Origin of the sequence: Bradyrhizobium sp. 604_D8_N2_3, from assembly GCF_051810765.1 — a bacterium.
In the GTDB taxonomy this organism is placed as follows: domain Bacteria; phylum Pseudomonadota; class Alphaproteobacteria; order Rhizobiales; family Xanthobacteraceae; genus Bradyrhizobium; species Bradyrhizobium barranii.
Window position 1 is genome coordinate 3,331,095 of record NZ_JBPWPM010000001.1, and the last position, 25,985, is coordinate 3,357,079.

The window sequence follows — 25,985 nt, forward strand, 5'->3', positions numbered from 1 at the left end:
GAGGTACATGCCGCAAAGGACTTGCCTCCGGCGCCCGGACATGTTGATCGTGCGGCGGATGAGCCCTGAAGCCGAGCGCGCATGAGCGTATTCTTTCTTCGACGTCTGTTTACCTTGCTGGCGACGCTGGTCGGCGCATCCGTGATCATTTTCCTGGTGCTGGACGCTCTTCCGGGCAACGCGGCGCAGATGCTGATGGGCGCCGATGCCTCGGCCGACGCGGTGCGTGCGCTCACCGTCAAGCTCGGGCTCGACCAGCCGCTGGCGGTTCGCTATCTGCAATGGATCAAGGGCCTCCTCGTCGGCGATCTCGGCAACAGCTATGTCTATGGCACGCCGGTCGCGAGCCTGATCGCGGAGCGGCTGGTGCTGACCGTTCCGCTCGCGATCATGTCGATGCTGATCACGGTGACGCTGGCGCTCTCGGCCGGCATCTACACCGCGGCCAACCACAACAAGCTCGGCGACGTCGGCGTAATGTCGTTGACGCAAGTGGGCATCGCGCTGCCGAATTTCTGGTTCGCGATCCTGCTGGTCCTGCTGTTCTCGGTGCGGCTGCAATGGCTCTCGGCGGGCGGCTTTCCCGGCTGGGAGGATGGCATCTGGCTCGGCATCAAGTCGCTGCTGCTGCCGGCGATCTCGCTCGCCGTGGTGCAGGCCGCGATCCTCGCGCGCGTCACGCGCTCGGCCGTGCTCGAAGTGCTGCGCGAAGATTTCGTCCGCACGGCGCGCGCGAAGGGTCTCGGCAAGCGCGAGGTGCTGTGGAGCCACGTGCTGCGCAACGCCATGATCCCCGTGATGACGGTGATGGGGCTGCAATTCGCCAATCTGCTCGCCGGCACCATCGTGATCGAGAACGTGTTCTACCTGCCGGGCCTCGGCCGCCTGATCTTCCAGTCGATCGCCAACCGCGACCTGATCGTGGTGCGTAATTGCGTGATGCTGCTTGCGGCCATGGTCGTCATCGTGAATTTCGTGGTCGATGTGCTCTACGCCTTCATCGATCCCCGCATCAAGGTCCACGATTTGTGAGCGCGCCCCTGGCCACTTCGGTTGACGCCCCGGTCGCAACGCGTCCGCTGCCGGCCCGCACCTTCTGGACCCGCGCGCTGCGTCACCGCAGCTTTGTGCTCGGCGGAGCGCTGAGCCTGCTGGTGCTCGCCTCGGCGCTGCTGTCGCTGGTGTGGACGCCGTGGTCGCCCTATGAGATCGACATCGCCTCGAAGCTCCGGCCGCCGTCGGCGGCGCACTGGCTCGGCACCGATTCCTTCGGCCGCGACATCGTCTCGCTGCTGCTCGCAGGCGCGCGCTCGACCATTCTGGTCGGCATCATCGCCGTGAGCATCGGTCTCACCTTCGGCGTCTGCCTCGGCCTGGTCGCGTCGGCCAAGCGCGGCTGGACCGAAGAGATCATCATGCGCTTCTCCGATTTCACCTTCGCCTTTCCGGCGGTGCTCTCCGCAATCATGCTAGCCGCGGTCGTCGGGCCGGGCATGGTGACCTCGATCATCGCGATCGGCATCTTCCAGATCCCGACGCTGACCCGGCTGACGCGCGGCTCGGCCAACGCGATCTGGGCGCGCGAATTCGTGTTGGCCGCGCGCGCGTCGGGCAAGGGCAAATTCCGCATCACCATCGAGCATGTGCTGCCCAACATCCTGTCGATCCTGATCGTGCAGGTCACGATCCAGTTCGCGCTCGCCATCCTTGCCGAAGCCGCGCTGTCCTATCTCGGTCTCGGCACGCAGCCGCCGCAGCCGTCCTGGGGACGGATGCTGAACGACGCACAGACGCTGCTGTTCCAGTCGCCGATGCTTGCGGTCTATCCGGGCGCGGCGATCGCCATCGCGGTGCTCGGGCTCAATCTGCTCGGCGACGGACTGCGCGATCTGCTCGATCCGCGACTGGCGCGGGAGCGATGACGATGGGGGAGCGCTCAACCCTGCCGCTGATCGAGGTCGCCAATCTCGGCGTTCGCCTCAACACCAGCCGCGGACCCGCGCAGGCCGTGCGCGGCGTCAGCTTCACCCTCAAGCGCGGCGAGACGCTGGGTCTCGTCGGCGAATCCGGCTGCGGCAAGTCGGTGACGGCGCTGTCGCTGATGGGCCTCTTGCCAGACAGTGCTGTCGTGACCGGCAGCATCAGGCTTGACGGCAGCGAGCTCGCCGGTCTGTCGGATGCGGATTATTGCAAGCTGCGCGGCAACCGTATCAGCATGATCTTCCAGGAGCCGATGACCGCGCTCAACCCGATGCACACGATCGGCCATCAGGTTGCCGAGCCGCTGCGGCGTCACAAGAAATATTCGGCGGCGCAGGCGCGGCGTGAAGCGATCGCCTTGCTCGACCGCGTCGGATTGCCCGACCCCGCAAGGCGGATCGACGCCTATCCGCACCAGTTCTCCGGCGGTCAGCGCCAGCGCGTCACCATCGCCATGGCGCTGGCCTGTGAGCCCGACCTCCTGATCGCGGATGAGCCGACCACGGCGCTCGACGTCACTATCCAGGGCCAGATCCTCGACCTCATCGCCGATCTCGTCGAGGAGCGCGGCATGTCGATGATCCTGATCTCGCACGATCTCGGCGTTATCGCCGAGAACGTGCAACGCATGATGGTGATGTATGGCGGCACGGTCGTCGAGAGCGGGCCGACCGACGAGGTGTTCCGCCGGATGGGCCATCCCTACACGCAGGGCCTGTTCCGCGCCCGGCCGAAGCTCGGCGCGCGCAAGGGGACGCGGCTGACGACGATCTCGGGGACGGTGCCCGAACTTGCGGAATTGCCTGCCGGCTGCACGTTCGGCGACCGCTGTCCGCTGGTCGAGGACAAGTGCCGCGTGGCGCTGCCGCCGATGATCGAAGTCGGTCCCGGTCACGGCGTGCGCTGTGTGCGCACCGATGTCTCCATGGCCGCGAATGTCGGAGCGCTGCCCGCATGACCGCAGCGCCGCTTCTCGACGTCAAGAATCTTGAGCAGCGTTACACGCTGCCGCGCGAAAGCCTGTTCCGCCCGCCGGGCCAGGTGCGCGCGCTCAACGGCGTCAGCGTGCGGGTCGATGCCAGCAAGAGCCTCGGCGTCGTCGGCGAGTCTGGTTCGGGCAAGTCGACCTTCGCGCGGGTGGTGATGGCGCTGGAGCGGCCGATGTCGGGGCAGGTCGCGCTGCTCGGGCGCGATCTCAACCGCATCTCGCCCGACGAGCTGCGCCGCGCGCGCCGCGATTTCCAGATGGTGTTCCAGGATCCTTACGGATCGCTCGATCCGCGCCAGACCATCGCGCGCATCGTCGCCGAGCCGCTCACCGTGCTGGAAGATGCCGACCGCACCACTTTTCGCGCCCGCGTCTCTGCGGTGCTGCGGCAGGTCGGCCTGCGCGATGCCGACATGGACAAATATCCGCACGAATTTTCCGGCGGACAGCGCCAGCGCATCGCGATCGCGCGCGCGCTGATCACCCAGCCGAAGCTCATCGTCGCCGACGAGCCGGTTTCCGCGCTCGACGTCTCCGTGCAGGCGCAGGTGCTCAATTTGATGCAGGACCTCCAGGAGCAGTTCGGCCTGAGCTACATCCTGATCAGCCACGACCTCGCCGTGGTCGACTATCTCTGCGACGAGGTCGCGGTGATGTATCTCGGCCGGATCGTCGAGCAGGGCAGGCCGGAGGACCTGTTCGAGCGCTGTGCCCATCCCTATACGCGGGCGCTATTGGATGCCGTGCCGCGGGCGCGCGCCGGCGGCGGCCGACGGCGGCGCGGGGCCCAGGCGATCGCCTCGCAATCGGTGACTGCTGCCGGATGCCCCTATGTCGCGCGCTGTCCGCTCGCCGACCAGCATTGCCGCGAGGTTCCGCCCTTGCTACGCAAGGTCGGCGAAGCCCATCTCGCCGCCTGCCACAAGGCGGAGGCCGTGATGGCATTGCCGCACGCGGTCATGGAAGGTTAGTGTCCCCCATGGAATTGGCGTAGGCTGAGACAAGAGAAGGCCGGGGAGTTACGCATGTTCAGGAAATTATCGATCGTCGCATTTGCCGCCGCGCTTGTCGCAGCACCGCTGCCGGTGCTGGCGCAGGGCAAGAAGGACAGCGTCGTCATGGCGATGGCGCTAGAGCCGCCAGGGCTCGATCCCACCATCGCCGCCGCGGCCGCGATCGCCGAAGTAACGCTCTACAACATCTATGAGACGCTGACCAAGATCAACGAGGACGGCTCCGTCTCGCCCTTGCTGGCGGAGAGCTGGACCGCCTCGCCCGACCTGAAGACCTACACGTTCAAGCTGCGCAAGGGCGTCAAATTCCAGAACGGCGAGCCGTTCGATTCCGCGGCGGTGAAGTTCTCGTTCGAGCGCAACGCGATCGCGACCAGCACCAACAAGGACAAGAGCCTGTTCCAGGCTTTCGAGAAGGTCGACGCGCCCGACGCCGACACCGTCGTGATCACGGTGAAGTATTCCGAGCCGAACCTGCCGTTCCTGCTCGGACAGGCGAGCGGTTCGATCGTCGAGCCGAAGAGTGCAGCCACCAACGGCACGCAGCCGGTCGGGACCGGGCCCTATCAGCTCGGGGCCTGGGCCAAGGGCTCCTCGATCACCCTGACCAAATGGGCCGACTATCGCAACGCCGCCGCGATCAAGCTGTCGAAGGTGACGATCCGCTTCATCTCCGACCCGGCCGCGCAGACCGCGGCGCTGCTCTCTGGCGACGTCGATGCGTTCCCGCGCGTTGCGGCAGCGCGCGCCATCGGACAGTTCAAGGCCGATCCGCGCTTCAACGTCATGGTCGGCGGCTCCCGTGCCAAGACCATCGTCGGCATCAACGAGCGCAAGAAGCCGCTCGACGACGTCCGCGTGCGCCGTGCCATCCTCGCCGCGATCGACCGCAAGGCGATGGTCGACGGCGCGGCTGATGGTTTCGGCACGCCGATCGGCAGCTTCTACGTGCCCGGCGCGCTCGGCTTCGTCGACACCACCGGCATCAACCCCTACGATCCCGAGAAGGCCAAGAAGCTGCTGGCGGAAGCCGGCGTCACCACGCCGCTCGAACTGTCGCTGAAGCTGCCGCCGCCGTCCTATGCGCGGCAGGGCGGCGAGATCCTCGCGGCCCAGCTCGCCAAGGTCGGCATCATCGCCAAGATCGAGAATGTCGAATGGGCGCAGTGGCTGTCGCAGGTGTTCGCCGGCAACGGCCCGCACAATTTCGACCTCACCATCGTCAGCCATGTCGAGCCGTTCGACCTCGTCAAGATCACCGAGCCGGACTACTACCTCGGCTACAACAACGAGGCCTTCAACGCGCTCTACAAGCAGATCGTGTCGACGCCTGACGAGGCCGGCCGCGCAAAGCTGCTCGGCGATGCCCAGCGCATGCTGGCCACCGACGCGGTCGCCGGCTTCCTGTACCAGCCCCAGCTCATCACCATCACCAACAAGAAGCTGAAGGGCGTCTGGAAGGACGTCCCGCAATACGAGAACGATTTCTCGACCTGGTCCTGGGAGTAGGGGCCGTTCGATCAAGTCGAACCTGCTGCAACGTTGACCTCCCCCCATCGGAGGAGAGGTCAATCTTTTTGGGCAACCCAAAACAAAAACCTGAAAAACAACCCCATGCACAGTAGCCGGGGTTAGATATTTCAATGGCTTGCACGGTCCGCTCGATGGCTTGCTGAGCCATGCGATGCGGTTGACCCGTCGGGCAAAACACCGGCAATATACGATCATCGCGGCGTCATGGTTCGGGACGCGCCGTCAGGCGAGGCACGCCATGAAGAAGCCATCCCGCCGCGATGCCGGCATCGCCGCGGCTGCCGTCAGCGCTGAAGCACCGATCACTCTGAAGCTCGACAATGCGCCGATGAGCGATATCGCTCATGCGCTGGCCAGCGGACAGGTCACTGCCACGGCGCTGACCAAAGCTTACCTCGCGCGCATCGAAGCTTATGACCGCAACGGGCCCGCGCTCAACTCCGTGCGCGCGATCAATCCCGACGCGCTCGGGATCGCTGGCGAGCTCGACGACACAAAACCATCGGCCAAGCGGCCGTTGGCGGGCATCCCGATCCTGGTGAAGGACAACATCGCGACCGGCGACAAGCAGCCGACGACGGCGGGCTCGCTGGCACTGGAGGGCGCGCGCGCCAGGAGAGACGCGACAATCGTCAAGCTGCTGCGAAAGGCCGGTGCGGTGATCCTGGGCAAGGCGAACCTGACGGAGTTCGCCAACATTCTCGCGGCCGACATGCCCTCGGGCTATTCGTCGCTCGGCGGCCAAGTGAAAAACCCTTACGCGCCGGCGCTGATGGGCGATCACGGCATTCCGGTCGTGCAGCCAGGCGGATCAAGCGCGGGTTCGGCGGTCGCGGTGGCGGCCGGCCTGTGCTCGGCCTCGATCGGCACCGAGACGTCGGGCTCGCTGCTGTATCCCGCAAGCCAAAACGGCCTCGTCACCGTGAAGCCGACCGTTGGGCTGGTCAGTTGCGCCGGCATCCTGCCGATCGCGCACAGCCAGGACACTGCAGGGCCGATGACGCGCACGGTGCGCGACGCGGCGATGCTGTTGAACGTGTTCGCGGCCGAAGACCCACTCGACCCCGCGACCGAGCGGCAGCGGCGGCCGGTCGACTACACCGCCGACCTCGCGACCGACGCGATGAAGGGCGCGCGCATCGGCGTGCCGAGCGACTCGACCGACCCGCTCAACGATCGCTATTACGGCAAGCTGCCGCCCAGGTCGGCCAAGGTGATGGTCGACGCGATCAAGGTGCTGGAGGATCTGGGCGCCATCATCGTGCGTGCCAACATGCCAACATCTGGCTCGATCGGCGGGCCGGGTACGAGCATGAACGTGCTCAATCGCAATCCCCTGAGTCGCAACAAGGGTAATCTGGCGACGCCGCCGATCGTCTTCCTCTACGAGCTGAAGCACGATCTCAATCTCTACCTCAGCGATTGGGCGACGAACACAGAGATGAAGACCATGGCCGACATCGTGGCCTTCAACGAGGCGAACGCTGAGACGGCGCTGCGGTTCGGCCAGGACCTGTTCCTCGCCGCCAACATGACCAGAGGCGATCTCAGCGAGCGCGAGTACAAATCGGCGCGGGCCATGGACCTGCTCTCCGCCAAGACGCGCGGCATGGACGCCTACATGAACCAGTACAAGCTCGACGCGGTGCTGTTTCCCGGCGCCGCCGGCTGCGTGATATCAGCGAAGGCGGGCTATCCCAGCGTCATGGTGCCGGGCGGTTTCATTTCGGGAGCAGACGACAAGGACACGCCTGACTATCCGCTCGGCGTAACCTTCGCAGGCCGTGCCTGGAGCGAGCACAAGCTGCTGCGTCTGGCCTACGCCTATGAGCAGGCGACCGACATGCGCAAGCCGCCGCCCGGCTTGCCCGCGCTTTAGATGTCACTGGCCGAGAGGATCAGGCGGAAATCCCTGCTCGCGCGTCGGACCCGTTTCTGGCCAGTTCCTAAAGTTCAGAGTGACAAATTGCGCGACACGCCCAAGGCGTCGACAAGAAAATCGATGAACAGGCGGGCTCGCAGGGGGAGTTGTCGTCCGAATGCGTGCAGGACGTAGACCGGTGTGGTGAACATCGGTATGCCCGGCAGCACGACATTCAATCGTCCGGCGGCAAGCTCGTCCTCGATAGCGATGCGCATGAACTGCGTGATGCCAACGCCTTTTATGACCGCCTCAATCAACGACTGGGCATCGTCGCTATCGAAGGGGCCATTGGGGATGACCCGTGTGCCGTCCGCAAAAGTAAATGCTTGCGGCCGGCCACCAAGCAGATGGCGAAGGCAGGCATGCTGAGTGAGATCGTCGATCGACTGCGGGATTCCTCGTCGCTGAAGGTATTCCGGCGATGCGCCCAGAACATATTGCAGGACACCTAACGAGCGGCCGATCAGGTTTGTGTCTTCCAATTCGCCAATTCTGACAGCGAGGTCGAAACCCTCGCGGATGAGATCGACACGGCGGTCCGTGACGCTGAGATCAAGCTTGATGTCCGGATAGCGCTCCAGGAACGAGCCCGCCCATGCGGAAATCAACGGGCGTCCAAATGTACTCGGCACAGTGACCCGAAGCACGCCACGGACGTTTCCCGGAACCTGCACGACGTCGTCGGCTTCCTCTATCGCGCGCAGATGGGGAGCGACGTGCTCGTAGTAAGCGGCGCCTTCGGACGTTGGGCTGAGTGTGCGCGTTGAGCGCTGCAGCAAGCGCACGCCGAGGCGTTGTTCGAGGCGCGAAACGCTTTTCGATACCGCCGAGGGGCTGGCGCCGATCGATCGCGCGGCGCCGGCGAAAGAACCCGCGTCAACCGTCCGCACGAAGGCCAGCAGACCGGCCGTTCTTTCTAGAATCGTTGTCATTCAGGACTTTGGATCGCGAAAGAACCGAACGAAAGACGGCTAATCGGCCATTTATGAACGAATAGTCTGACTTTCGCAATGGAGGCCCCGACAACCGAGTTGGTCTTCCAATGCCCTTCATCGCTGAAGCTCGTGCAAAAAAGGAAAAGCAGTATGTCTGCGCAAATCAAGCCAACGATCGTTTTCTGTCACGGCATTTGGGCCGATGGCTCCTGTTTCAGCAAAGTCATTCCAGCATTGCAGGCCGACGGGTACGAAGTGATCGCCGTTCAATATGGCCTGGACTCCTTTGAGGAGGACCTGGCGACGGTGAGGCGCACACTCAATCGTGTTGGCAGCCCGGTCCTTCTCGTCGGCCATTCGTATGGCGGCGCCACCATCACGGGCTCGGGCACCGATGAACGCGTGGTCGGTCTCGTCTACATTGCAGCGGTCGCTCCGGATGCCGGCGAGACCGTACAGGACCGGCTCGACAAGTATCCGTCGGATATCTTCTCACGCGTCGAGGTCGCCGATGGGCGTGCCTGGATGCTTCCGAGCGGCACCGAGTTCTTCGCAGGAGACCTCTCCGCGGAAGACCAGAAGCTGGTTTGGGCCACCCAATATGCGCCCGTCTACAATCTGTTCCAGCAACAGAAGCTCAGCGCCGACAAGATCGCGTGGCGGTCGAAGCCGAGCTGGTACATTCTGGCCACGCAAGACCATACCGTGCATCCGGATCTGCAACGCTGGGTGTCGAAGCGCATGGGAGCGACGGTCACCGAAGTGGCGAGCAGCCACGTGCCGATGCTCTCCCAGCCAAATGTGGTTATCGACGTGATACGCAAAGCCGCGGCCGCCGTTCAAAAAAGCTGATCGCAAATAAGATACATTGCCGGACACGAAGGAGAGGTCGTTCGCGAGGCGACCTCTCTTATTCATGGGCTGGCGTGCGACGGCCGCTCTTGGCCCTTCGCAGACGTGGCGTTGCTCGATGCAGATTTCGGCTTGTGACCCCAAGCTGGCGTGCTGGGGCATTGGCGCGGTGTCGGCTTTTGACCCGAAGCGGACATTTTCCGAACGAATGAGCATCAACGTATTGGAAAATGCTCATGAAATCGGATTTCGATTGTAGTTCAGCGCGATTTGGCCTGACAGCTGCAAGCTGTTCGTTTTTCCGTAGTCCGCTGAGACTATTTCGTGAAATGATGACCCAGCTTCCCGGGTGTCTATTTGGCGCCCTTTCGCGCGTGGGTGGTTCACATGAACATTCGATCAAGTGTATTGGCCGCCGCTCTGACGGGCTCGATATTCGCACTGACGCCAAGTGTGTCGCAGGCGGAATGGCCTGACATCCGCGAGGCCAAGGCCATCGCCGAGGAAGGCTTCATCTACGGGCTGCCGATCGTGATGAACTACGCCGTCATGTACGAATATGCCGTCGACAGGAACTCTGGGCAATTCAAGGCGCCGTTCAACCAGATCAAAAACGAGGCGCGTGTCTATACATACAAAGACACGGCCGTAATAACTCCCAATAGCGACACGCCCTATTCGCTGTTATGGCTCGATCTGCGCGCCGAGCCGATCGTTCTTTCCGTGCCGGCTGTTGACAAGAGTCGCTACTATTCAGTGATGCTTTGCGACGGCAACACGTTCAATTACGGCTATATCGGTAGCCGCGCGACCGGAAGCGAGGCCGGAGATTATATGGTGGTTGGGCCGAACTGGCAGGGTGCCACTCCGCCTGGCATCAAGAAGATGTTTCGCTCCTCGACACAATTTTCCGCCGCCGCCTACCGCACCCAGCTCTTCCATCCGGCAGATATGCCGAACGTTGAGAAGGTCCAGGCCGGCTATAAGGTGCAGCCCCTGTCGGCCTATCTCAAGCAGCCCGCGCCCCCCGCCGCAGCGGCCGTCGACTTTCCCAAGGCTAATGCGGAGTTGGTGAAGAAGAACTTCTTCGAGTATCTCGACTTCGCTCTCCAATTTGCGCCGGCCGGGCCGGAGGAAAAGGAAATCCGCGCCAAGCTCACGCGCATCGGCGTCGGCCCCGGAAAGACCTTCGACTTCAAGGATCTTCCGCTGACCCACAAGATTGAAATCGGGCTGGGGATGAAGGACGGCGAAGAGAAAGTTGAAAAGTATCTTGCTAGTGGACAGAAAGACGTAAATGGCTGGAAAATCGGATCGCTGTTCGGAGACCGGCAATTCTACAGCGGCGACTGGCTGAAGCGCGCTGCCGCAGCCAAGGGCGGCATCTATGGCAACGACGCAATCGAGGCCGTCTATCCAATGACGAAGGCGCTTGCTGATGGCGAGGTGCTCGATGGTTCCAAGTACAAGTACACAATCACTTTTTCCGCCGGACAATTCCCGCCGGTAGAGGCTTTCTGGTCGGTGACGATGTATGATGGCAAGAGCCAATTGCTGATCGAGAATCCGATCAACCGCTACCTGATCAACTCGCCGATGCTGCCGGACATGAAGAAGAATGCCGACGGCTCTCTCACGTTGTATATCCAAAAAGATTCGCCCGGCGTCGACAAGGAATCCAATTGGTTGCCGGCGCCGAATGACGAAATCTACCTCGTGATGCGTTTATATTGGCCGAAGACAACGGCGCCTTCGATCCTGCCGGCCGGTGGGGGCTCATGGCAGCCACCGGCCGTTGTGCGCGCAGCCAACTAAGCAATCTGAGGTGATCGAGTGATGCTGGCCAAGGTCCGCTTGTGGCCCTTCGCAGACGTGGCGTTGCTCGATGCTGATTTCGGCTTGTGACCCCAAGCTGGCGTGTTGGGGCGTTGGCGCGGTGTCGGCCTTTGACCCTAAGCGCAAGCCGGTATCTGGGCCGCCAAGCGGCTCGCGTCGACCAATTTCCAACGGACCGTCCACCGCTCCCGGAGGTCGACGTCATCCGACCGATCGTATGCCTCGCGGGTCAGTATGTCGGTTCGAGGCCACGTAGTCGATCTCGCCATACGTAATCCCGATATCCTTCAGCTCCTGATCACTTAGGTGGCAAAGATCGCGCCGCAGCCGCTCCCATTTCCGCCACTCTTGAAAAGCGTTCCAGCAATTCTTGAAAACGCTGACATTGCGTCGCTGGGAGTCTGCCGTCTGGACCAAGCCCGTTGTCTGATAAATCATGCTCATCGCAGTATCCTCGGGCACCGTGTTTCCACCCTGGCATGCTGCCAAAATCCGGCCCGGCACGCTTGATCTGCTGCTTACATTTTCCTTACGGACAGCTTATTCTTTGTTTTCCAAGTGTTGCCGGGCCTGACCGGAGACCGTCCAAGGGATTTCGCGTCTTGCGCTATCTCTTCGAAGACTACGAACTGGATTCCGGCCGCCGCGAGCTGTACCGCGACACAAGCGTCGTTGCCCTGGCGCCACAGACCTTTGACTTTCTGGACTACCTCATCCGCAACCGCGAGCGCGTGGTTTGCAAGGATGAGCTCATCACAGCCATTTGGAAGGGGCGGTGCGTGTCGGATGCCGCGCTGACGACCCGCCTGAATGCCGCTCGGTCCGCAATTGGCGATTCCGGGGAGAAACAGCGGTTGATCAAGACGCTGCCAAGGAAGGGCTATCGCTTTATCGGTAAGGTGCAGGAGGCTGACGGCGCCCCCACTGTGGCGGTCACAGAAATCCAGAGGGAGACGGCTAAACCCGCCCTCCCACTTCCCGATAAACCGTCGCTGGCCGTTCTGCCATTCACCAACCTGAGCTCCGATCCAGAGCAGGAGTATTTCGCCGACGGCATGGTCGAGGACATCATCACCGGCCTTTCACGGTCCAAATCGCTGTTCGTCATCGCGCGACAGTCCACTTTTACCTACAAAGGCAAGGCTATCGACATCAGGCAGGTCGGGCGCGAGCTGGGCGTTCGGTATGTGCTCGAAGGCAGTGTGCGCAAATCCGGCGATCGAGTTCGCATTGCCGGGCAGTTGATCGAGGCCACGACGGGTGCTCATCTTTGGGCGGACCGGTTCGACAGCCAGCTCAAAGATATCTTCGATCTGCAGGACCAAGTGACGAGTAGCGTGATTAGCGCGCTCTTTCCTCAATTGGAGCGCGCCGAGATAGAGCGCGCAAAACGCAAGCCAACTGAAAATCTTCAGGCCTACGACTACTATCTGCGTGCACTCTCGAGCTTCTATGAATTCACCCGCGAACAAAACATTGAAGCCCTCAGACTGATCCGGCTTGCTGTCGAGATCGATCCCGGATTGGCCTCAGCATACGCGCTTGGTGCTTATTGCTATCTGCAACGAAAGATCTTCGGCTGGACGATCGACGCGGATCAGGAACTGAACGACACCCGACGGTTGGCAAGGCGTGCGATCGAGCTCGATAAGGATGATCCAACCGTACTCGTGAGAGCCGGGCAGGCAATTGGCGCCGTATTATACGAGATGGACGATGGCGTGGCCCTCGTCTCCCGAGCGCATGAGCTTAACCCGAACTTGGCTGTCGCACGGTATACGATCGGCTGGGAACACATACGGCGCGGTGACATAGAGGCGGCGCTCAAGCAGTTCCACGCCGGGGGGCGTTTAAGCCCCATGGATCCGTTTCTTTTTCTGCTGCAGACCGGCATAGCGTTTGCGCATTTCTTGACGGATCGATACGAGGACGGGTCATCATGGGCCAAGTCGGCTGTGCTGCACCGGCCCAACTATCTCAACGCACAATTTATTCTGGCGGCATGCCACGCGATGTCTGGAAGGGTCGAGGAAGCCCGGATGATCGGTGCACGCCTGGTGGAAGCGAGGCCGGCTCTGCGCGTCTCCACACTCGTTCCAAAGCTCGCTCGATTTTACAGGCCGGAACACCTCGAAAGGATAGCGCGAGCTTGCCCCATCATGGGTCTCCCCCCATGAGTGCTGCGGTTGCCGGGAAATACTGGTCTCATTCCAATTCCCATCAACGGCGCAGTATGCAATGTCGGCTTGTGGCCCTTCGCAGACGTGGCGTTGCTCAATGCTGATTTCGGCTTGTGACCCTAAGCTGACGTGTTTGGGCGTTGGCGCGGTGTCGGCTTTTGACCCATAGGGGACCTTGCCATTTCGAGCGGCGGTCAGTTAGCTGCGCTATCAGATCAGAGCGTTCCCGCAGAAAGGATGAATTAAATTGCACCCGGCGCGCGCGCCCGAGCACGGATGATCTTGTTGAGAGCCATCAGGACCGAGGGGCGCAGGATTTGGATTGCGTCACGGATCGTTGCGCCGAGTGGCTGCCGGCCGATCCGTCCGCGTAGTCGAGCAACCCGCAACGCACGCACGACCGTTTCAGGATCGGGAAGTTCTCCTTTATCTTCCAAAAGGCTCCAAGTGAGGCGTTTGAGATCGACTGTCTCTTGGTCAATGTGAGTGAACGACCCGTCTGCCGTGATGCAGGGGTGGTTGGTCATGTCGTAAAAGATAAGACCATCGTCTATCGCTACCATGTCACCATGGCAGGCCAGATCAATGAAGAACAGTTGGTCGACCCCCCAACTTATCGACTTGTAGTTTCGCATCAGGCAGCCGGCTTTGACGACGTTGCTATTGACCAACAGCGTCGATGGGACAATTCCGAGCGACCGCGTTTTGCCCACCAAATAGAGATCAGTCAGGCACTGTTGGCCCGAATACACGTAAATCTCACCCCCTTGCCGGTACTTTATGCCTTTGTCTTGCACCAGATGGCTTGTGGAGGTGATGACTGCCGCGGCGGGGTAGGCCAACGCAAGTCTCGCGAAAGACGTAAGCGCCCCTGGCGCGAGCCAGTCGTCGTCATGCAACAATTTGATCCAGGGACCGCGACACGCAAGCATCGCATTGTTCGTGTTCTCGACCTGACCACGGCCTCTGCGGTTCTCGACGACTCGGATGCGCGGTTCTGTGCTGACATATTCGGACAAGAGGCGACAACTCTCGCCCACTAACCCTTCGTCGTCGCTGATCACCATTTCCCAATCGGAGAAGTCCTGCTGCAGCACGCTTTCGATCGCGCGTTGCAGCCCAAAAGGACGTCGAAAGGTTGGGATCGCGACCGAAATGAACGACCGGAGTTCCGCCTCGCTGTTCGACAGTTCTGCTGGAGACACAATCATCATCCCCTAGACGCAAGACCGCTCAACAATAACAGTTCTCGGGGAGCGGCAACATCCTAGATGTCCGGATGTGGCCCTTAGCGGACAAATCCGCGTCCTGAACAGTTGGACCGCTCTTGCCGCTTAGCGGACCTGGCCATCAGCTCCAATGTCCGCGTTGGCCCATAAGCGGCCTTCCTCTCCTTACGGCTGTAACCATCTCCCTCCGGGGAGACATCGTTCGGTAGCGCGCGCCGCTCCATTCTTGGCGTGGCCCGCGCGAACACAAGCGCAGCCACGCGTCCGTCCGGAAGCCTGCATTGGGTTGCGCAGGATGGATTGCGACAGCGCATTCGCAACCGTGACGAAAGGGTTCTACGATGTCTTATAATTTTCTGCTGGCGTCGTGGGGGACCCTCGGGAATTTGAGCCCGCTGCTGACTGCGGCGCGGAGATTGCACCGGAATGGACATCATATCCGGGTGATGGCGGATCCGGCGATGCGCTCGGAAGTCGAGGCCTCCGGCTTTGCATTTGTCGCATGGCGCCGCGCCCCGACCGGAAAGGCTGCGGATCCGGTGGACGTCTCGGATGTGAAAGACTTTCTACGCCAGGCCGTCTTTGATCCTGCTGCGCTCTATGCGGCCGATGTACGGGATGAGATCGGCCGTATGCCGACGGATGCCGTTCTCGTGCTTGACGTGCTGTTTGGAGCTGCGCTCGGGGCGGAGGCGTCAGGCGTGCCTTTCGCTCTGCTGTCCCCTCATGTCAGCATTCGGCCCCTGCCGGGAATGCCGCCGGCCACCAGCGGGTTGAGGCAACCGAAAACGCCGGAAGAGCGCGCCGAAGTCGACGCCGCCAATGCCAGGCTTACCGAAACACTCAATGTGTTTCTGCCAAGTCTCAACCGCGCGCGTGCCGATCTGGGTCTTCCGCTTCTGGCAGATGTCTACGATCTGTTCGATCGGGCCAACCGGCTTTTGCTCGCGACCAGTCGAGCGTTCGACTTTCAAGCGGACGCGCTGCCCGACAATTTCCGCTATGTCGGACCGCTGCTCGATGTACCGAACTGGTCAAAATCTCGGCAGACGGAGGCGTGGCGAGCGCCATGGTCGGCTCAGTCGGATCGTCCTCGCGGGCTGATCGCATGCAGCACGGGCGCGCAGGGTCAGCGCGAGCTGTTTCAGCGCATTATCAACGCGATGGAGGCGGTCGAGATCGATGCCCTTGCAACAGCCGGTCCCAATGTCGACGTCGCCGATCTCCGGGCTCCGAAGAACGTGCATTTGGTCCGGGGCGCTCCCCATGACCTCGTCATGAAGGATGTTTCCGTGGTGATCTCGCAAGGCGGCCACGGAACGACCACGCGTTCACTCATCAACGGACTGCCGCAGCTCATCCTGCCAATGGGGCGAGACCAGGCTGCCAACGCCGCGCGCGTCGAAGCGAAGGGGGCAGGGCTTCAATTGCCTCCAACCGCCTCCGAAGCGGAAATTGCCGCGGCGGTGAACCGATTGATTGCAGAGCCGCAATTCAGGAAGGCGGCCTGTCTGCTCGGCGAGGCCATGAAAGTCGATATCGATCGGTCCGGCCTCGTCGACGAGATGGAGGCGATCGCCGCCATTGGCCGCGCGGCGAGACCGCAACCGAAGAAACAATCGCTTCGAAAATCTGCCTGACGGATCGCAAGGCGAATGAGCGGCGCACCGTTCGTGAACGATGCGCCGCTCGTTGGTTCATGCCGCTTTGGCGTCGACGCTGCCGATCCAGTTGCGGGCCAGCGTGACGTCGGCCTGCGACAATTGATGGCCTGCCGGCAGGACCTTGTGGTCGACACGCGCGCCGGCTTCCGACAACAGCGCCGCAAGCGTTGCCGAATTGCTCGCCGGCACGATCGGATCGGCCTGCCCGGACAGCAGCAGAATCGGCTTGCCGCCAAGCTCTGCCTTCGGCGGATCCGACAGCGGCACCATGGCACGCAGCAGGATTGCGCCTGCCAGGACGTCCGGCTTCAGCAGCAACAGCGCGGCTGCGATGTTGGCGCCGTTGGAGAAGCCGACCGCAACCGGCGCGGCGATGCCGTATTGCTTCCGCGCATCCGCGACGAAGTGGCCGAGCTCCAGCGCGCGCCGGCGCACGTCGTCCTCGTCGAACACGCCCTCGGCGAGACGGCGGAAGAAGCGCGGCATGCCGTGCTCGAGCACGCGGCCACGCGGCGAGAGCAGCGCGGAGCCGGGCGAGATCATCTTGCCGAGCCCAAGCAGGTCGTTCTCGTCACCGCCGGTGCCGTGCAGCAGCAGCATCGGAGGGGAGCCCGCGCTGGTCGCGGGCTCGAAACGATGGATGAATGTGCTCTCGGTCATGACGCGCTTTCTTCCAGGCTCGGCAGAACATTTTCGATCTGCTTGCGCTGCGCTTCGAGGAAACTCGGCAGCTTCAGATCACGTCCCAGCGTTGCGACCGGTTCGTCGACGGCGAAGCCGGGGATATCGGTCGCGATTTCGAACAGCACGCCGCCGGGTTCGCGGAAGTAGATCGAGCGGAAGTAGTTGCGGTCCCTCTGCTCGGTTGGATGCAGGCCGTGATTGCTCACGAGCTTTTGCGCCATCCGGCCCTGCTCGGCGTCGTCGGCCGCGCGGAAGGCGATGTGATGGACGGAGCCGCCGCCCTGATGTCCGCGCAAAAAGCCCTTGGCCTCGTAGATGTCGACGACGCTGCCTTCGGCATCGCCCGGCGCCTTGAAGCGGATCACCGAGCCCTCGCGTCCGGTCTCCTTGAAGCCGAACACGTCGGTGAGCACGGAAGCCGTCTTCGCCGCGCTGTCGAGCAGCAAGGTCACGCCATGGAAGCCGCGGATCGCGTGCTCGGCCGGGACGTCGCCATTGCTCCAGCCGGGCTCGTTCTCGGCACCGGGGACACCCACAAGCGCGAGCGCCATGCCGTCAGGGTCGGTGAACGGCAGCACGGACTCGCCAAAACGCTTCTCCAGCGCCTCGTAGGCGATGTCCTTCTCGGTGAAGCGCTGCGTCCAGTAGCCGAGCGAGCGCTGCGGCACACGGAAGGCGGTCTGATGGGTCTCGCCGACGCCGCGGCGACCGGCGGGCACGCCGGCCCAGGGGAAGAAGGTCAGGATGGTGCCGGGGCGGCCGGTCTCGTCGCCGTAATAGAAGTGGTAAGTGCCGGGATCGTCGAAATTGACCGTCTTCTTGACGAAGCGCAGGCCGAGATCCCGGGTGTAGAAGCCGAAATTGCGGATGGGATCGCCGGCGATCGCGGTGACGTGGTGCAGTCCAGACATTGTCGTCCTCCAGAATTCGGGGAGCGGTCTTGCTCTGGGTGGAAATATCGTTCCGCTTTGGATTGGAGACAATCCATGCAAATATGACATCTATGTCTACGATTTGGAAACAATCGCCGGGGCCGGCCCTTGGATAAGGTCGCCAGCCTCCGGGCCTTCGTGAAGGTGGTCGAAAGCGGCAGTTTTGCCGAGGCGGGCCGGCAGCTGCGGCTGTCGCGCTCGGCGATCAGCAAATACATCGCCGACCTCGAGGAGAGCCTCGGCGTCCAGCTTCTGAACCGGACGACGCGCCACGCAAGCCCGACCGAGAACGGCCAGCGCTACTTCGAGCGCGCGGTCGTGATCCTCTCGGAGATCGAGGCCGCCGATCAGGCGGTGGCGCAGGCCCAGTCGGCGCCGCGCGGCCTGCTACGGGTCAACGCGCCGATGTCGTTCGGCACGATGCGGCTCGGTCCTGTGCTGGCCGATTTCATGGCGCGCTATGGCGAGCTTCAGCTCCAGATCGTGCTCAGCGACGATCTGCTCGATCCCGTCCAGGACGGCTTTGACGTGACGCTGCGGATTGCGGAATTGGAATCCTCGAGTTTGATCGCGCGAAAAATCATGCCGGTGGCGCGCATGATCTGCGCTTCGCCCGATTATCTCGCGCGTCACGGCACGCCAAAGCATCCGCAGGACCTGCGCGAGCATGTCTCGTTGACCTACGGCTTCCTGCTGACAGGCAATCAGTGGAAGCTCACGGGCAGCGACGGCGATCACTGGATCCAGCCGGCCTGGTCGCTCTGCGTCAACAATGCCGAAGTGCTGCGCGACGTCGCGATCAAGGGCAGGGGGCTCGCGCTGCTGCCGGAGTTCATTGCCGCCGATGCGTTGAAGAAGGGCGAGCTGCGGACGGTGCTGGACAAATATTCCGCGCCGCCACTGGCGCTCTATGCGGTCTATCCGCCGACCCGGCATTTGTCGGTGAAGGTGCGGCTGTTCATCGATTTTCTGGTTGAGCGGTTTGGGCGCGAGGAGGAGGCGGGTGTGCGGACGCGCTGAGGTAGGCGCGGGCTCATCAAGCGGCCGGCCGATGTCTGCTTGGCCCCGAACAGCGGCCGAGAAGCGGGGTATTTTGCCTTTGGGCCAGAAGGCGGCACAAACGGATGGGCAATCCTTGCAACCCATTGTAGAATAGGGGCGGCTTGGAATTGCGTACCATGGCGCAGGAGCGGCCAGTCCGGGTTGAGCGCAGGTTAGCGGCTATCTTGGCCGCCGACGTGGTTGGCTATTCGCGACTCATGCATCGCGACGAAGAGGACACACACGCTAGACTGACTTCCCTTTTAACGGAGGCTGTCCACCCGGCGATCGCCGAACACCGCGGCCGCATCGTCAAGAATACCGGCGACGGATTCCTGGCAGAGTTTCCAAGCGCGGTCGAAGCGGTCCGCGGGGCCGTGCAGTTCCAGACCCGTATCAAGGAGGTAACGATCGACGAATTAGGAGACACGCGCATTGCTTTGCGCGTGGGTATCAATATCGGCGACGTAATCGTCGAACCCCACGACATCTTTGGGGATGGCGTTAACATCGCGGCTCGGCTTGAGGGCATCGCGGAGCCGGGCGGCATATGCATCGCGTCTTCTGCCTACGATCAAATCCGAGGCAAGGTCGGGGTACAGTTCGCTGATTTGGGCGAGCAAAACCTCAAGAACATTGCTTGTCCCATCAGATCCTACGCCGTGGTCTGGGAGACGCCTAGCCAAGCGACACGGGCCTCAACTGCGTCCACGTCGCCCACGATACTTGGCCGCGGTAGCGAGCCAGTCTCGCATGTTCGCCAAAGGAAGTACCCGTTTGGTCCGTTCAGGATTGTGAGAAGCCACGAGGAAACGGGCCTGATCGGCCACAGCGCGGTAAAAGAAACCGCTGCTCGCCGAGCAATGCATCTACTGGCCAACATCAAATCTGGTCCCAATACCGTACTCGGCATGATGTTCTTACTGGCAGCGGTAGGCGCTTTGGCCGTTGGATTGATTGGCTATTGGACGACCTGGAAACCGGCTCGCACCGAGCTTGTGCACGCGAGTACTGCACCGCGCACGCCGACGGGCTCAGTGATCAAGCCGACCCACTCTCAGGGGCCGATAGTTCTGATCCTCCCTCTCATCAATAATACTGGAGACCCAAGATATGATGCAGTTGCCTCGATCTTGACCGAGCATATTGGCGCCTCGATTGGCAAGTTCTCTTCCTTGCGTGTCATCGAGCGCTCCCTCGCTGAACCAATGACGACGACCGAATACGGGCAACTAGCACGAAAAACGAGCGCCCAGTATGTCATTGGTGGCAGCCTGAGAGGTTCGGCCAAAGGCATGGCTATCAGTATTCAACTGAGTGATGCGCTCGCGGCGAGTTCGGTATGGTCAAGGAACTTTGAGGTTGGCTCCGAAATTATCTCGTCGACATCGCTTCAAGACGAACTCGCTGGTCAAGCTGCAACGTTAATCGCTGCCTATCCGGGTGCTATTGCGACCGCCGAGTACAAGCGGGTGCAGGCGAAGCCGACCGGCGAGCTCAGCTCTTATGAGTGCATTATCCAAGGCGTACTTGCAGGAACGGTCGGCACACCCGCAGCGGTGATCAGAGCGCGCGAATGTCTCGATCGCGTCACCCGCGAGGAGTCCGCCAACGCCACTGCCTGGGCAGTATTGGCTGGCGTTATGCTCAATCAGCGGTCGTTTGGGTTCGGATTGCCTCAAGACGAAGCGAGAAGCATCGACAAGCGGCTCTATCTCAACGAAGCGATCTTGAAGGCATCACTGCGTGCGGCCGAGCTAGCGCCGGATGATAGCTTCGTTCGCTTTCGCCTGGCCATTGGATACTTCGCCAATTGTCAGACCGACTTGCTGCAGTACGAAGCTGAAAGGGCGATTGCACTCAATCCATATGATGCCTACGCGATAGGTTCGTTGGGGCTTAGCCTGGCGTTTTCGGGACATTGGGATGCTGGCGCGGCCATGGCCGAAAAAGCGCTTGGCTTAATGGGAGCGAGTGCACCGAGCTTGTGGTGGTATGCGCCCGCAAAGCGACATTGGTCTAGAGGTGAACATCAGGAAGCTTACGAAACATTTCGCCGTGGTTACGTCGAGGGTCTTTGGCTTAGTCATCTCAACATGGCTTACGCGCTCGCATCCCTCGACAGGCTCGACGAAGCAAAAGCCCATGTTACCAAGCTATTGAAACTTGAGCCTGAGTTCTCCATACGCGAGGCAAACAGCTTCTTTCGGACGTACTGCCTCGAACCTTCGTTCCGCGAAAAAATGGCGAGCGCGTTGCGTAAAGCCGGGCTACCTGAGGAATGACAACGGTCCACCGCGGAGTTCGGCTTCGGGTCGCAAGCGGAAGGCGCTAGCGATCAGATGGTCCGCCAGGCCAAATCCGGGCTCGGCAAACTGGTCTGAGCATCCCTAACTGACTGAACGCTGCTCGGCCGGCCGGAGCAGATCGTCCAGCGCACTCATCGAGGCATCACGAAGTGCGGTGAGATCGCGCGCGGCGCTCTGGCATTCGGATGGGGACATCGAGGGCGCCGCCAGTTCGATCTCACGGCTGCGCTCGAACAAGCGGACGAGGCCGAGCGCGCCGGCGGCGCTGCCGAGCTGGTGCGTGAGCCGCGCAAGCTGCTTGTGATCGCCAATCGCTGCCGCCTTGGCGATGTCTGCGATCAGCTTGCCGCTGGTCTCCCCCAGCAAATGATGGAGCTTTTCGATTTGCGCGGGGCCGAGCAGCTCGCGCTGGTCGTCGAGGAAATGCAGGTCGATCAATGCGCCCGCGGCGAGTTGTGGTGCGGCCGGCTCATCCGGGGCGTCCTCGATCGCCTCGCGCAGCGCGTTGATCAGGATCGGCTTGCTGACGACCTTGGCGATGCCGGCGCTTGCGAGTCGCTCGCGGGCACTGGTGGACACGTCGGCGGTCACGGCGATGATGCGCGGCATTTTCGGCAGACCGAGCTTGCCGATTCGCGATGCCGCCTCGACGCCGTCCATGTCGGGCATGTGCAGATCCATCAGGATGATGTCGAATGCCTGATCGCGGGCGAGCGCGATGGCCGACGCGCCGTCTCTCGCGATCGTCGCGCGATGGCCGAGCCGGTTCAGGATCGCCTCGCCGACCTCGCAATTGACGGGATCGTCGTCGACCAGCAGCACCCGGAGCTGCCGCGACGGCGGCGGGACCGCGCCTTGCGCGACGCCGCTTGCGGCGAGGCCGAGCGGCACCTGAAGCGTGAACGTGCTGCCCGCGCCCGGCGTGCTCTCCACCGTCAGCTCGCCGCGCATCAGGCGCGTGAGCCGGCGCGCGATCGCGAGTCCGAGGCCGGTGCCGCCGAACCGCCGCGCGATGCTGTCGTCGGCCTGGACGAAATCGTCGAAGATGCGCTCGTGCATGTCGGGCGCGATGCCGATGCCGGTATCGCGAACGGTGATGCGCAGCAGGACATGATCGTCGCGTTGCTCGGCGGCCGCCGCGAGCGCAATTCCGCCGTGCGGGGTGAACTTGATGGCATTGCCGATCAGATTGAGCAGGATGCGGTTGAGCCTGACCGGATCGCCGTGCACCGATGTGTCGACCGTCGCATCGCAGGCGAGGTCGAAGGTCAGGCCCTTGCCGAAGGCTTGCGGACACATCAGCTCCGCCGCGGTCTCGATCAGCTGGTGGAGGCGGAAGTCGCGCGTCTCCAGCGTTTCGGTGCTGGCCTCCAGGCGGGCATATTCCAGGATGGCATCGACCAGCGCGATCAGCGTTTCGCCCGATGCCTCCGCAGTCGCGAGGTGGCGGCGCTGGGCCTCGCCGAGGCTGCCGTCGTCGAGCAGCTGCAGCACGCCCATGACGCCGTTCAGCGGCGTGCGCAGCTCGTGGCTGACGACGGCGAGGAAGCGCGACTTGGTCTCGTTGGCCAGCACGGCGGCCCTGCGCGCGCGCTCGGCCGCGTCATGCTCGGCCAGGGCCTGATCGCGGGTCTTTTCGAGTTCGGCGGTCCGCTCGACGACCTTGCGCTCGAGCGTCGCATAGGAGTCGCGCAAGTGAGCGGCCATCCGGTTGAACTGGTCGCCGAGCGCTTCCAGCTCGTCGCCGGTCTTGATCGCGAGCCGCAAGCCGAGATCGCCGCTGCCGATCCGCCGCGCGCCCTGCGTCAGGATCTGGATCGGCACGGTCATGCGCCGGCTGAGCCAGAGGGACACCAGGACCGCGCAGGCGAGCAGGACGACCAGGAGAAACGTCGCGCGTCCGATCGATGCATAGATCGGGGCGTAGGCTTCGCTGAGCGGAAGCTCGACGAACACCAGCCAGCCGAGCGAGGGGACCGTCGCATAGGTCGAGAGCACGCGCAGGCCTGTTAGATCCCCCTTGACCAGGCCGCCCGAAGGCGGCCCCACGCCATCGAGTGCGGCGCGCACGTCGGCATGCCCGGAGAGATCGGTCCGTTGCAGCGCCGGCCACAGATCGGGATGCGCGATCAGGACTCCCATGCGGTCGACCACATAGGCCTTGCCGGTGTTGCCGACCCTGATCCCGGCGACGAGGTCCCAGATGAAGCGCAGATTGACGTCGGCTACGATCACATTGGGATTCCGTCCGGTCCCGCGCGTGGCGAGCGTCATGAACGGCTCGGTGTCGCCGAGGAAGTAGACCGGCCCGTAATAGGCCCGGCTTTCATTGGCACCGCGGAAGGCCGGCGAGGCCGAGAGATCGGCCTTGCTGCCGACTCTGTCCGCGACACGGCGCGACACGCGCACCTGCTCGCGGCCCTGCGAATCGAGCTCGGCAATTTCCGCGATCGCGGGCGAGAGGCGCAGGAGCCGGATGGCGTTCAGGCGGTCGTCTTCGTTGCTCGACAGCTCCGGAGGCAGCCGCGAGAGCCATCTGATCTGGCTTTCGATCTGGCCGATGAACTGGCCGATCTGGATGGCCGCGCTTGCTGCCTGCTCGCGCTGGGTCGCCGCGAGAAGCTGCTTCTGCTCGCGATAGGAGAACCAGACGTCGAAGCCGGTGTTGATGGCGAGTGCGGCAAAGGCGAGGGCGACGATCGAGTAGAGATATTTTCGGAACAACCGGCCCGGGGGCGTCCGCAAATGTCCCTGGTCGATCGCCTCGTTCACTCGCGGATCTCGTCGGCGCGCGCCAGCAGCGTGAATGGAATGTTCAATCCGAGCGAGCGGGCGACAGTGCGGTTGATCAGGAGCTCGTATTTCCGCGGCGATTGCACCGGCAGATCTCCGGCCTTGGTGCCGCGCAGGATGAGATCGACGTAATCGGCCGAGCGCACCTCCAGCGTCGGCCCGTAGCTCATCAGTCCGCCCGCATCCATGAAGTAATGGAACGGATAGATCGTGGGGACGCGATGCTTGGCCGCCGCCGCCACGACCGCCTGACGGTGGACCACGAGGAAGCTGTCGACCAGCGCAACCAGCGCCGCCTTGGGCGGTTCGGAAAAGCGCCTGATGGTTTCGTCGATGTCCGTTGGCGCGTTAACGGGCGCGGGGGCCACGGACACCCCTGATGTCGCAGCTTCCTGCTCGATCGATTCGAGGAAGAAGCGCCCGGCGCGGGGCGTGGTCGCCGGGTTGAAAAGGACGCCGACGCGCGCGAGACCCGGCACCGCCTCCCTGATGAGCTGAAGCCATTTGCCGCCCATTTCGGCGGTGCTGTTGGTGAAGCCGGTGACGTTGCCGCCCGGATGCGCGAGGCTTTCGACGAAGCCGTTGCCGACGGGATCGTTGGCGGTCGCGAAAACGATCGGGATGGTTTTGGTGGCGGCAAAGACTGCGGCGGTTTCGATGGTCGAGCCGGTCAGGATCACGTCCGGCTTGAGCTCGAGCAACTCCTGGACCGCGGTCTTGAGCTTGTCCGGTCCGCCGAAGGTCGAACGAAGTTCGAGGCGGAAGTTGACGCCTTCGACCCAGCCTCGCTGCCTCAAGCCGACGATGAGACCACCCAGGCGGGAGGTCGGGCTGTCGGTCATGCTCCGTCTGGTCAGTTCGTCGTCGAGCGGCAATCCCGTCAGCGAGGCAACGATCCGCATGCGATCTGACGTTGCGCCGATCGCAATCCATCCTGCAGCGGTTGTGCCCGCGAGGCGAATGAAGCCGCGGCGATCGAGCGCGAACGCGGAAGGCCGTTCGGTCATGGAATTCTTTGCACGATGGTCTGTCCCAAGCCGGATGCTTAACGCGAAAGGGCGGTGTCCACAATTGATGAAAAAATGCGCTTATGAATGTTCATTCGCAGCATTCGGCAGTCCGATACCGTATTCCTACCCGGCCAAAGAGTCGCTGTTTCGAGCTTTGTCTGCTCCGTGACGATCTGCAACGCATTGTGGCGTTGCAACATTTCCCGTCTCGTTGAGACGACGGTTCGGAGAAGTCGATTTCTGAGCGGCTGATTTTTTGAAGCGTTGTTTCAGGTTTGTTTCGAAGGTTGTCGATGCGCAAAATCTATCTTCTTCCGGCCCTCGTGGGCCTGCTGACCTCTGTTGCAGCCGGGCCGCTCGCGGCTCAGGGAGTGGTGCCGAAGCAGAAGGCTGCGCCGGCACCCAGAGCCGCCGCTGCCGGTGCGGCGCCAGCTGCCGCCGCCGGTGCGCCGGTCGCTGCTGCGACCGAGACGCCGGCCGCCGGTGCGGACGACAAGACGACCAAGGCGATCGACGGCTTCCGCTCCGCCAAATTCGGCATGAACGAATCCGACGTGCGCGCGGCGATGACCAAGGACTTCAGCGCCAAGCCCGACGCGATCAGGGCGCAGGACAACGCGTCCGAGCTGACGCACAGTCTGCTGCTCTCCGTTCCCGAGCTGCTGCCGAACGGCGGCACCGCCGAGCTCTCCTATGTGTTCGGCTACAAGTCCAAGTCGCTGATCCAGGTCGGCTCGGTCTGGTCGAAGGGGACCGACACGGCGATGACGCCGGAGAAGCTGTTCTCCAACGCCAACATCCTGCGCGCCCATTTCATGGGCGAAGGCTTCAAGCCCGATTCGATCGCGATGAACATGCCCGTCGCCGGCGGCATCGTGATGTTCCGTGGCAGCGACGCCAAGGATCGCTCGGTGATCCTGCTTCTGCAGGGCACGTTCGAGAACAAGGAGAACAACCAGCGTGTGCTGACCCCGACCAGCCTGCTGCTGTTCTACGTCGCGGACGCCAAGAGCCCCGACATCTTCAAGCTGCCGCCCGGCCAGTTCTGATGCCGGACGACCTCACGACATTCTCCCACCCGG

At 62.7% G+C, this 25,985-nt stretch carries 20 protein-coding genes; 13 read left to right on the forward strand and 7 right to left on the reverse strand.

Annotation, left to right across the window (positions count from 1 at the left end):
* The first annotated feature begins 81 nt into the window (after window positions 1-81).
* From AB7245_RS15885 to AB7245_RS15910, 6 genes are all read left to right on the forward strand, one after another.
* Window positions 82-1,032, forward strand: coding sequence for an ABC transporter permease (locus AB7245_RS15885; protein ID WP_085399431.1), 951 nt, complete (start codon window positions 82-84; stop codon window positions 1,030-1,032).
* Window positions 1,029-1,922, forward strand: a complete 894-nt coding sequence (locus tag AB7245_RS15890; protein ID WP_085399432.1) for an ABC transporter permease — start codon at window positions 1,029-1,031, stop codon at window positions 1,920-1,922. The genes AB7245_RS15885 and AB7245_RS15890 overlap by 4 nt, the downstream gene beginning before the upstream one ends.
* Before the next feature lie 2 nt (window positions 1,923-1,924).
* A complete protein-coding gene (locus AB7245_RS15895; RefSeq protein WP_167768070.1) occupies window positions 1,925-2,938 on the forward strand; it encodes an ABC transporter ATP-binding protein in 1,014 nt (337 codons plus the stop codon).
* Entirely contained in the window at window positions 2,935-3,939 is a 1,005-nt protein-coding gene (locus AB7245_RS15900; RefSeq protein ID WP_085399434.1) for an ABC transporter ATP-binding protein, read from the forward strand. Before AB7245_RS15895 ends, AB7245_RS15900 begins: the two co-directional genes overlap by 4 nt.
* Before the next feature lie 54 nt (window positions 3,940-3,993).
* Complete coding sequence (locus tag AB7245_RS15905; RefSeq protein ID WP_085399435.1) at window positions 3,994-5,490, forward strand: ABC transporter substrate-binding protein; 1,497 nt, start codon at window positions 3,994-3,996, stop codon at window positions 5,488-5,490.
* Window positions 5,491-5,752: 262 nt separating this feature from the next.
* A complete protein-coding gene (locus AB7245_RS15910) occupies window positions 5,753-7,393 on the forward strand; it encodes an amidase family protein (RefSeq protein WP_439034430.1) in 1,641 nt (546 codons plus the stop codon).
* Between the two features lie 74 nt (window positions 7,394-7,467).
* Here the strand turns inward: AB7245_RS15910 and AB7245_RS15915 are convergent, their stop codons facing one another.
* Window positions 7,468-8,370 carry a LysR family transcriptional regulator gene (locus tag AB7245_RS15915; RefSeq protein WP_063984453.1) on the reverse strand — a complete coding sequence of 301 codons (903 nt, stop codon included), beginning with the start codon at window positions 8,368-8,370 and terminating at the stop codon, window positions 7,468-7,470.
* 153 nt (window positions 8,371-8,523) lie between these two features.
* Between AB7245_RS15915 and AB7245_RS15920 the strand changes: the two genes are divergently transcribed.
* Window positions 8,524-9,225, forward strand: coding sequence for an alpha/beta fold hydrolase (locus AB7245_RS15920; protein WP_085399436.1), 702 nt, complete (start codon window positions 8,524-8,526; stop codon window positions 9,223-9,225).
* Window positions 9,226-9,612: 387 nt separating this feature from the next.
* The gene (locus AB7245_RS15925; protein WP_063984452.1) at window positions 9,613-11,040 is read left to right on the forward strand and encodes a DUF1254 domain-containing protein; all 1,428 of its coding nucleotides are present in this window, start codon (window positions 9,613-9,615) and stop codon (window positions 11,038-11,040) included.
* Window positions 11,041-11,262: 222 nt separating this feature from the next.
* On the opposite strand, the gene AB7245_RS15930 is transcribed toward AB7245_RS15925, so the two are convergent.
* On the reverse strand, window positions 11,263-11,505 hold the full coding sequence (locus AB7245_RS15930) for a DUF1127 domain-containing protein (protein WP_085399443.1): 243 nt from the start codon (window positions 11,503-11,505) through the stop codon (window positions 11,263-11,265).
* Window positions 11,506-11,663: 158 nt separating this feature from the next.
* Between AB7245_RS15930 and AB7245_RS15935 the strand changes: the two genes are divergently transcribed.
* Complete coding sequence (locus tag AB7245_RS15935) at window positions 11,664-13,238, forward strand: winged helix-turn-helix domain-containing tetratricopeptide repeat protein (RefSeq protein ID WP_085399438.1); 1,575 nt, start codon at window positions 11,664-11,666, stop codon at window positions 13,236-13,238.
* A gap of 245 nt (window positions 13,239-13,483) precedes the next feature.
* On the opposite strand, the gene AB7245_RS15940 is transcribed toward AB7245_RS15935, so the two are convergent.
* Entirely contained in the window at window positions 13,484-14,452 is a 969-nt protein-coding gene (locus AB7245_RS15940) for a glycosyltransferase family 2 protein (protein WP_085403208.1), read from the reverse strand.
* A gap of 479 nt (window positions 14,453-14,931) precedes the next feature.
* Between AB7245_RS15940 and AB7245_RS15945 the strand changes: the two genes are divergently transcribed.
* On the forward strand, window positions 14,932-16,110 hold the full coding sequence (locus AB7245_RS15945; RefSeq protein ID WP_349642910.1) for a glycosyltransferase: 1,179 nt from the start codon (window positions 14,932-14,934) through the stop codon (window positions 16,108-16,110).
* Between the two features lie 57 nt (window positions 16,111-16,167).
* Here AB7245_RS15945 and AB7245_RS15950 read toward each other — a convergent pair whose 3' ends face one another.
* Complete coding sequence (locus AB7245_RS15950) at window positions 16,168-16,794, reverse strand: alpha/beta hydrolase (RefSeq protein ID WP_439034431.1); 627 nt, start codon at window positions 16,792-16,794, stop codon at window positions 16,168-16,170.
* Window positions 16,791-17,729 carry a ring-cleaving dioxygenase gene (locus AB7245_RS15955; protein WP_085403113.1) on the reverse strand — a complete coding sequence of 313 codons (939 nt, stop codon included), beginning with the start codon at window positions 17,727-17,729 and terminating at the stop codon, window positions 16,791-16,793. Before AB7245_RS15955 ends, AB7245_RS15950 begins: the two co-directional genes overlap by 4 nt.
* A gap of 129 nt (window positions 17,730-17,858) precedes the next feature.
* Between AB7245_RS15955 and AB7245_RS15960 the strand changes: the two genes are divergently transcribed.
* Window positions 17,859-18,770 carry a LysR family transcriptional regulator gene (locus tag AB7245_RS15960; RefSeq protein WP_085403115.1) on the forward strand — a complete coding sequence of 304 codons (912 nt, stop codon included), beginning with the start codon at window positions 17,859-17,861 and terminating at the stop codon, window positions 18,768-18,770.
* A gap of 158 nt (window positions 18,771-18,928) precedes the next feature.
* Window positions 18,929-21,076: an adenylate/guanylate cyclase domain-containing protein gene (locus AB7245_RS15965; protein WP_439034432.1), complete on the forward strand. Its 2,148-nt coding sequence runs from the start codon at window positions 18,929-18,931 to the stop codon at window positions 21,074-21,076.
* 105 nt (window positions 21,077-21,181) lie between these two features.
* Here AB7245_RS15965 and AB7245_RS15970 read toward each other — a convergent pair whose 3' ends face one another.
* Window positions 21,182-23,872, reverse strand: a complete 2,691-nt coding sequence (locus AB7245_RS15970; protein WP_085403117.1) for a hybrid sensor histidine kinase/response regulator — start codon at window positions 23,870-23,872, stop codon at window positions 21,182-21,184.
* Entirely contained in the window at window positions 23,869-24,900 is a 1,032-nt protein-coding gene (locus tag AB7245_RS15975) for an ABC transporter substrate-binding protein (RefSeq protein ID WP_085403118.1), read from the reverse strand. The genes AB7245_RS15970 and AB7245_RS15975 overlap by 4 nt, the downstream gene beginning before the upstream one ends.
* Before the next feature lie 296 nt (window positions 24,901-25,196).
* Between AB7245_RS15975 and AB7245_RS15980 the strand changes: the two genes are divergently transcribed.
* Window positions 25,197-25,952 carry a hypothetical protein gene (locus AB7245_RS15980; protein ID WP_085403209.1) on the forward strand — a complete coding sequence of 252 codons (756 nt, stop codon included), beginning with the start codon at window positions 25,197-25,199 and terminating at the stop codon, window positions 25,950-25,952.
* The last annotated feature ends 33 nt before the right edge of the window (window positions 25,953-25,985 follow it).

What these genes read in the sequence shown, in the direction of transcription:
- AB7245_RS15910 (WP_439034430.1), top strand. Translation starts at nt 5,753, where the DNA reads ATGAAGAAGCCATCCCGCCGCGATGCCGGCATCGCCGCGGCTGCCGTC.
- AB7245_RS15905 (WP_085399435.1), top strand. Translation starts at nt 3,994, where the DNA reads ATGTTCAGGAAATTATCGATCGTCGCATTTGCCGCCGCGCTTGTCGCA.
- AB7245_RS15895 (WP_167768070.1), top strand. Translation starts at nt 1,925, where the DNA reads ATGGGGGAGCGCTCAACCCTGCCGCTGATCGAGGTCGCCAATCTCGGC.
- AB7245_RS15915 (WP_063984453.1), bottom strand. Translation starts at nt 8,370, where the DNA reads ATGACAACGATTCTAGAAAGAACGGCCGGTCTGCTGGCCTTCGTGCGG.
- AB7245_RS15885 (WP_085399431.1), top strand. Translation starts at nt 82, where the DNA reads ATGAGCGTATTCTTTCTTCGACGTCTGTTTACCTTGCTGGCGACGCTG.
- AB7245_RS15965 (WP_439034432.1), top strand. Translation starts at nt 18,929, where the DNA reads ATGGCGCAGGAGCGGCCAGTCCGGGTTGAGCGCAGGTTAGCGGCTATC.
- AB7245_RS15950 (WP_439034431.1), bottom strand. Translation starts at nt 16,794, where the DNA reads ATGACCGAGAGCACATTCATCCATCGTTTCGAGCCCGCGACCAGCGCG.
- AB7245_RS15900 (WP_085399434.1), top strand. Translation starts at nt 2,935, where the DNA reads ATGACCGCAGCGCCGCTTCTCGACGTCAAGAATCTTGAGCAGCGTTAC.
- AB7245_RS15940 (WP_085403208.1), bottom strand. Translation starts at nt 14,452, where the DNA reads ATGATTGTGTCTCCAGCAGAACTGTCGAACAGCGAGGCGGAACTCCGG.
- AB7245_RS15920 (WP_085399436.1), top strand. Translation starts at nt 8,524, where the DNA reads ATGTCTGCGCAAATCAAGCCAACGATCGTTTTCTGTCACGGCATTTGG.
- AB7245_RS15945 (WP_349642910.1), top strand. Translation starts at nt 14,932, where the DNA reads ATGCGCTCGGAAGTCGAGGCCTCCGGCTTTGCATTTGTCGCATGGCGC.
- AB7245_RS15925 (WP_063984452.1), top strand. Translation starts at nt 9,613, where the DNA reads ATGAACATTCGATCAAGTGTATTGGCCGCCGCTCTGACGGGCTCGATA.
- AB7245_RS15975 (WP_085403118.1), bottom strand. Translation starts at nt 24,900, where the DNA reads ATGACCGAACGGCCTTCCGCGTTCGCGCTCGATCGCCGCGGCTTCATT.
- AB7245_RS15980 (WP_085403209.1), top strand. Translation starts at nt 25,197, where the DNA reads ATGCGCAAAATCTATCTTCTTCCGGCCCTCGTGGGCCTGCTGACCTCT.
- AB7245_RS15930 (WP_085399443.1), bottom strand. Translation starts at nt 11,505, where the DNA reads ATGAGCATGATTTATCAGACAACGGGCTTGGTCCAGACGGCAGACTCC.
- AB7245_RS15955 (WP_085403113.1), bottom strand. Translation starts at nt 17,729, where the DNA reads ATGTCTGGACTGCACCACGTCACCGCGATCGCCGGCGATCCCATCCGC.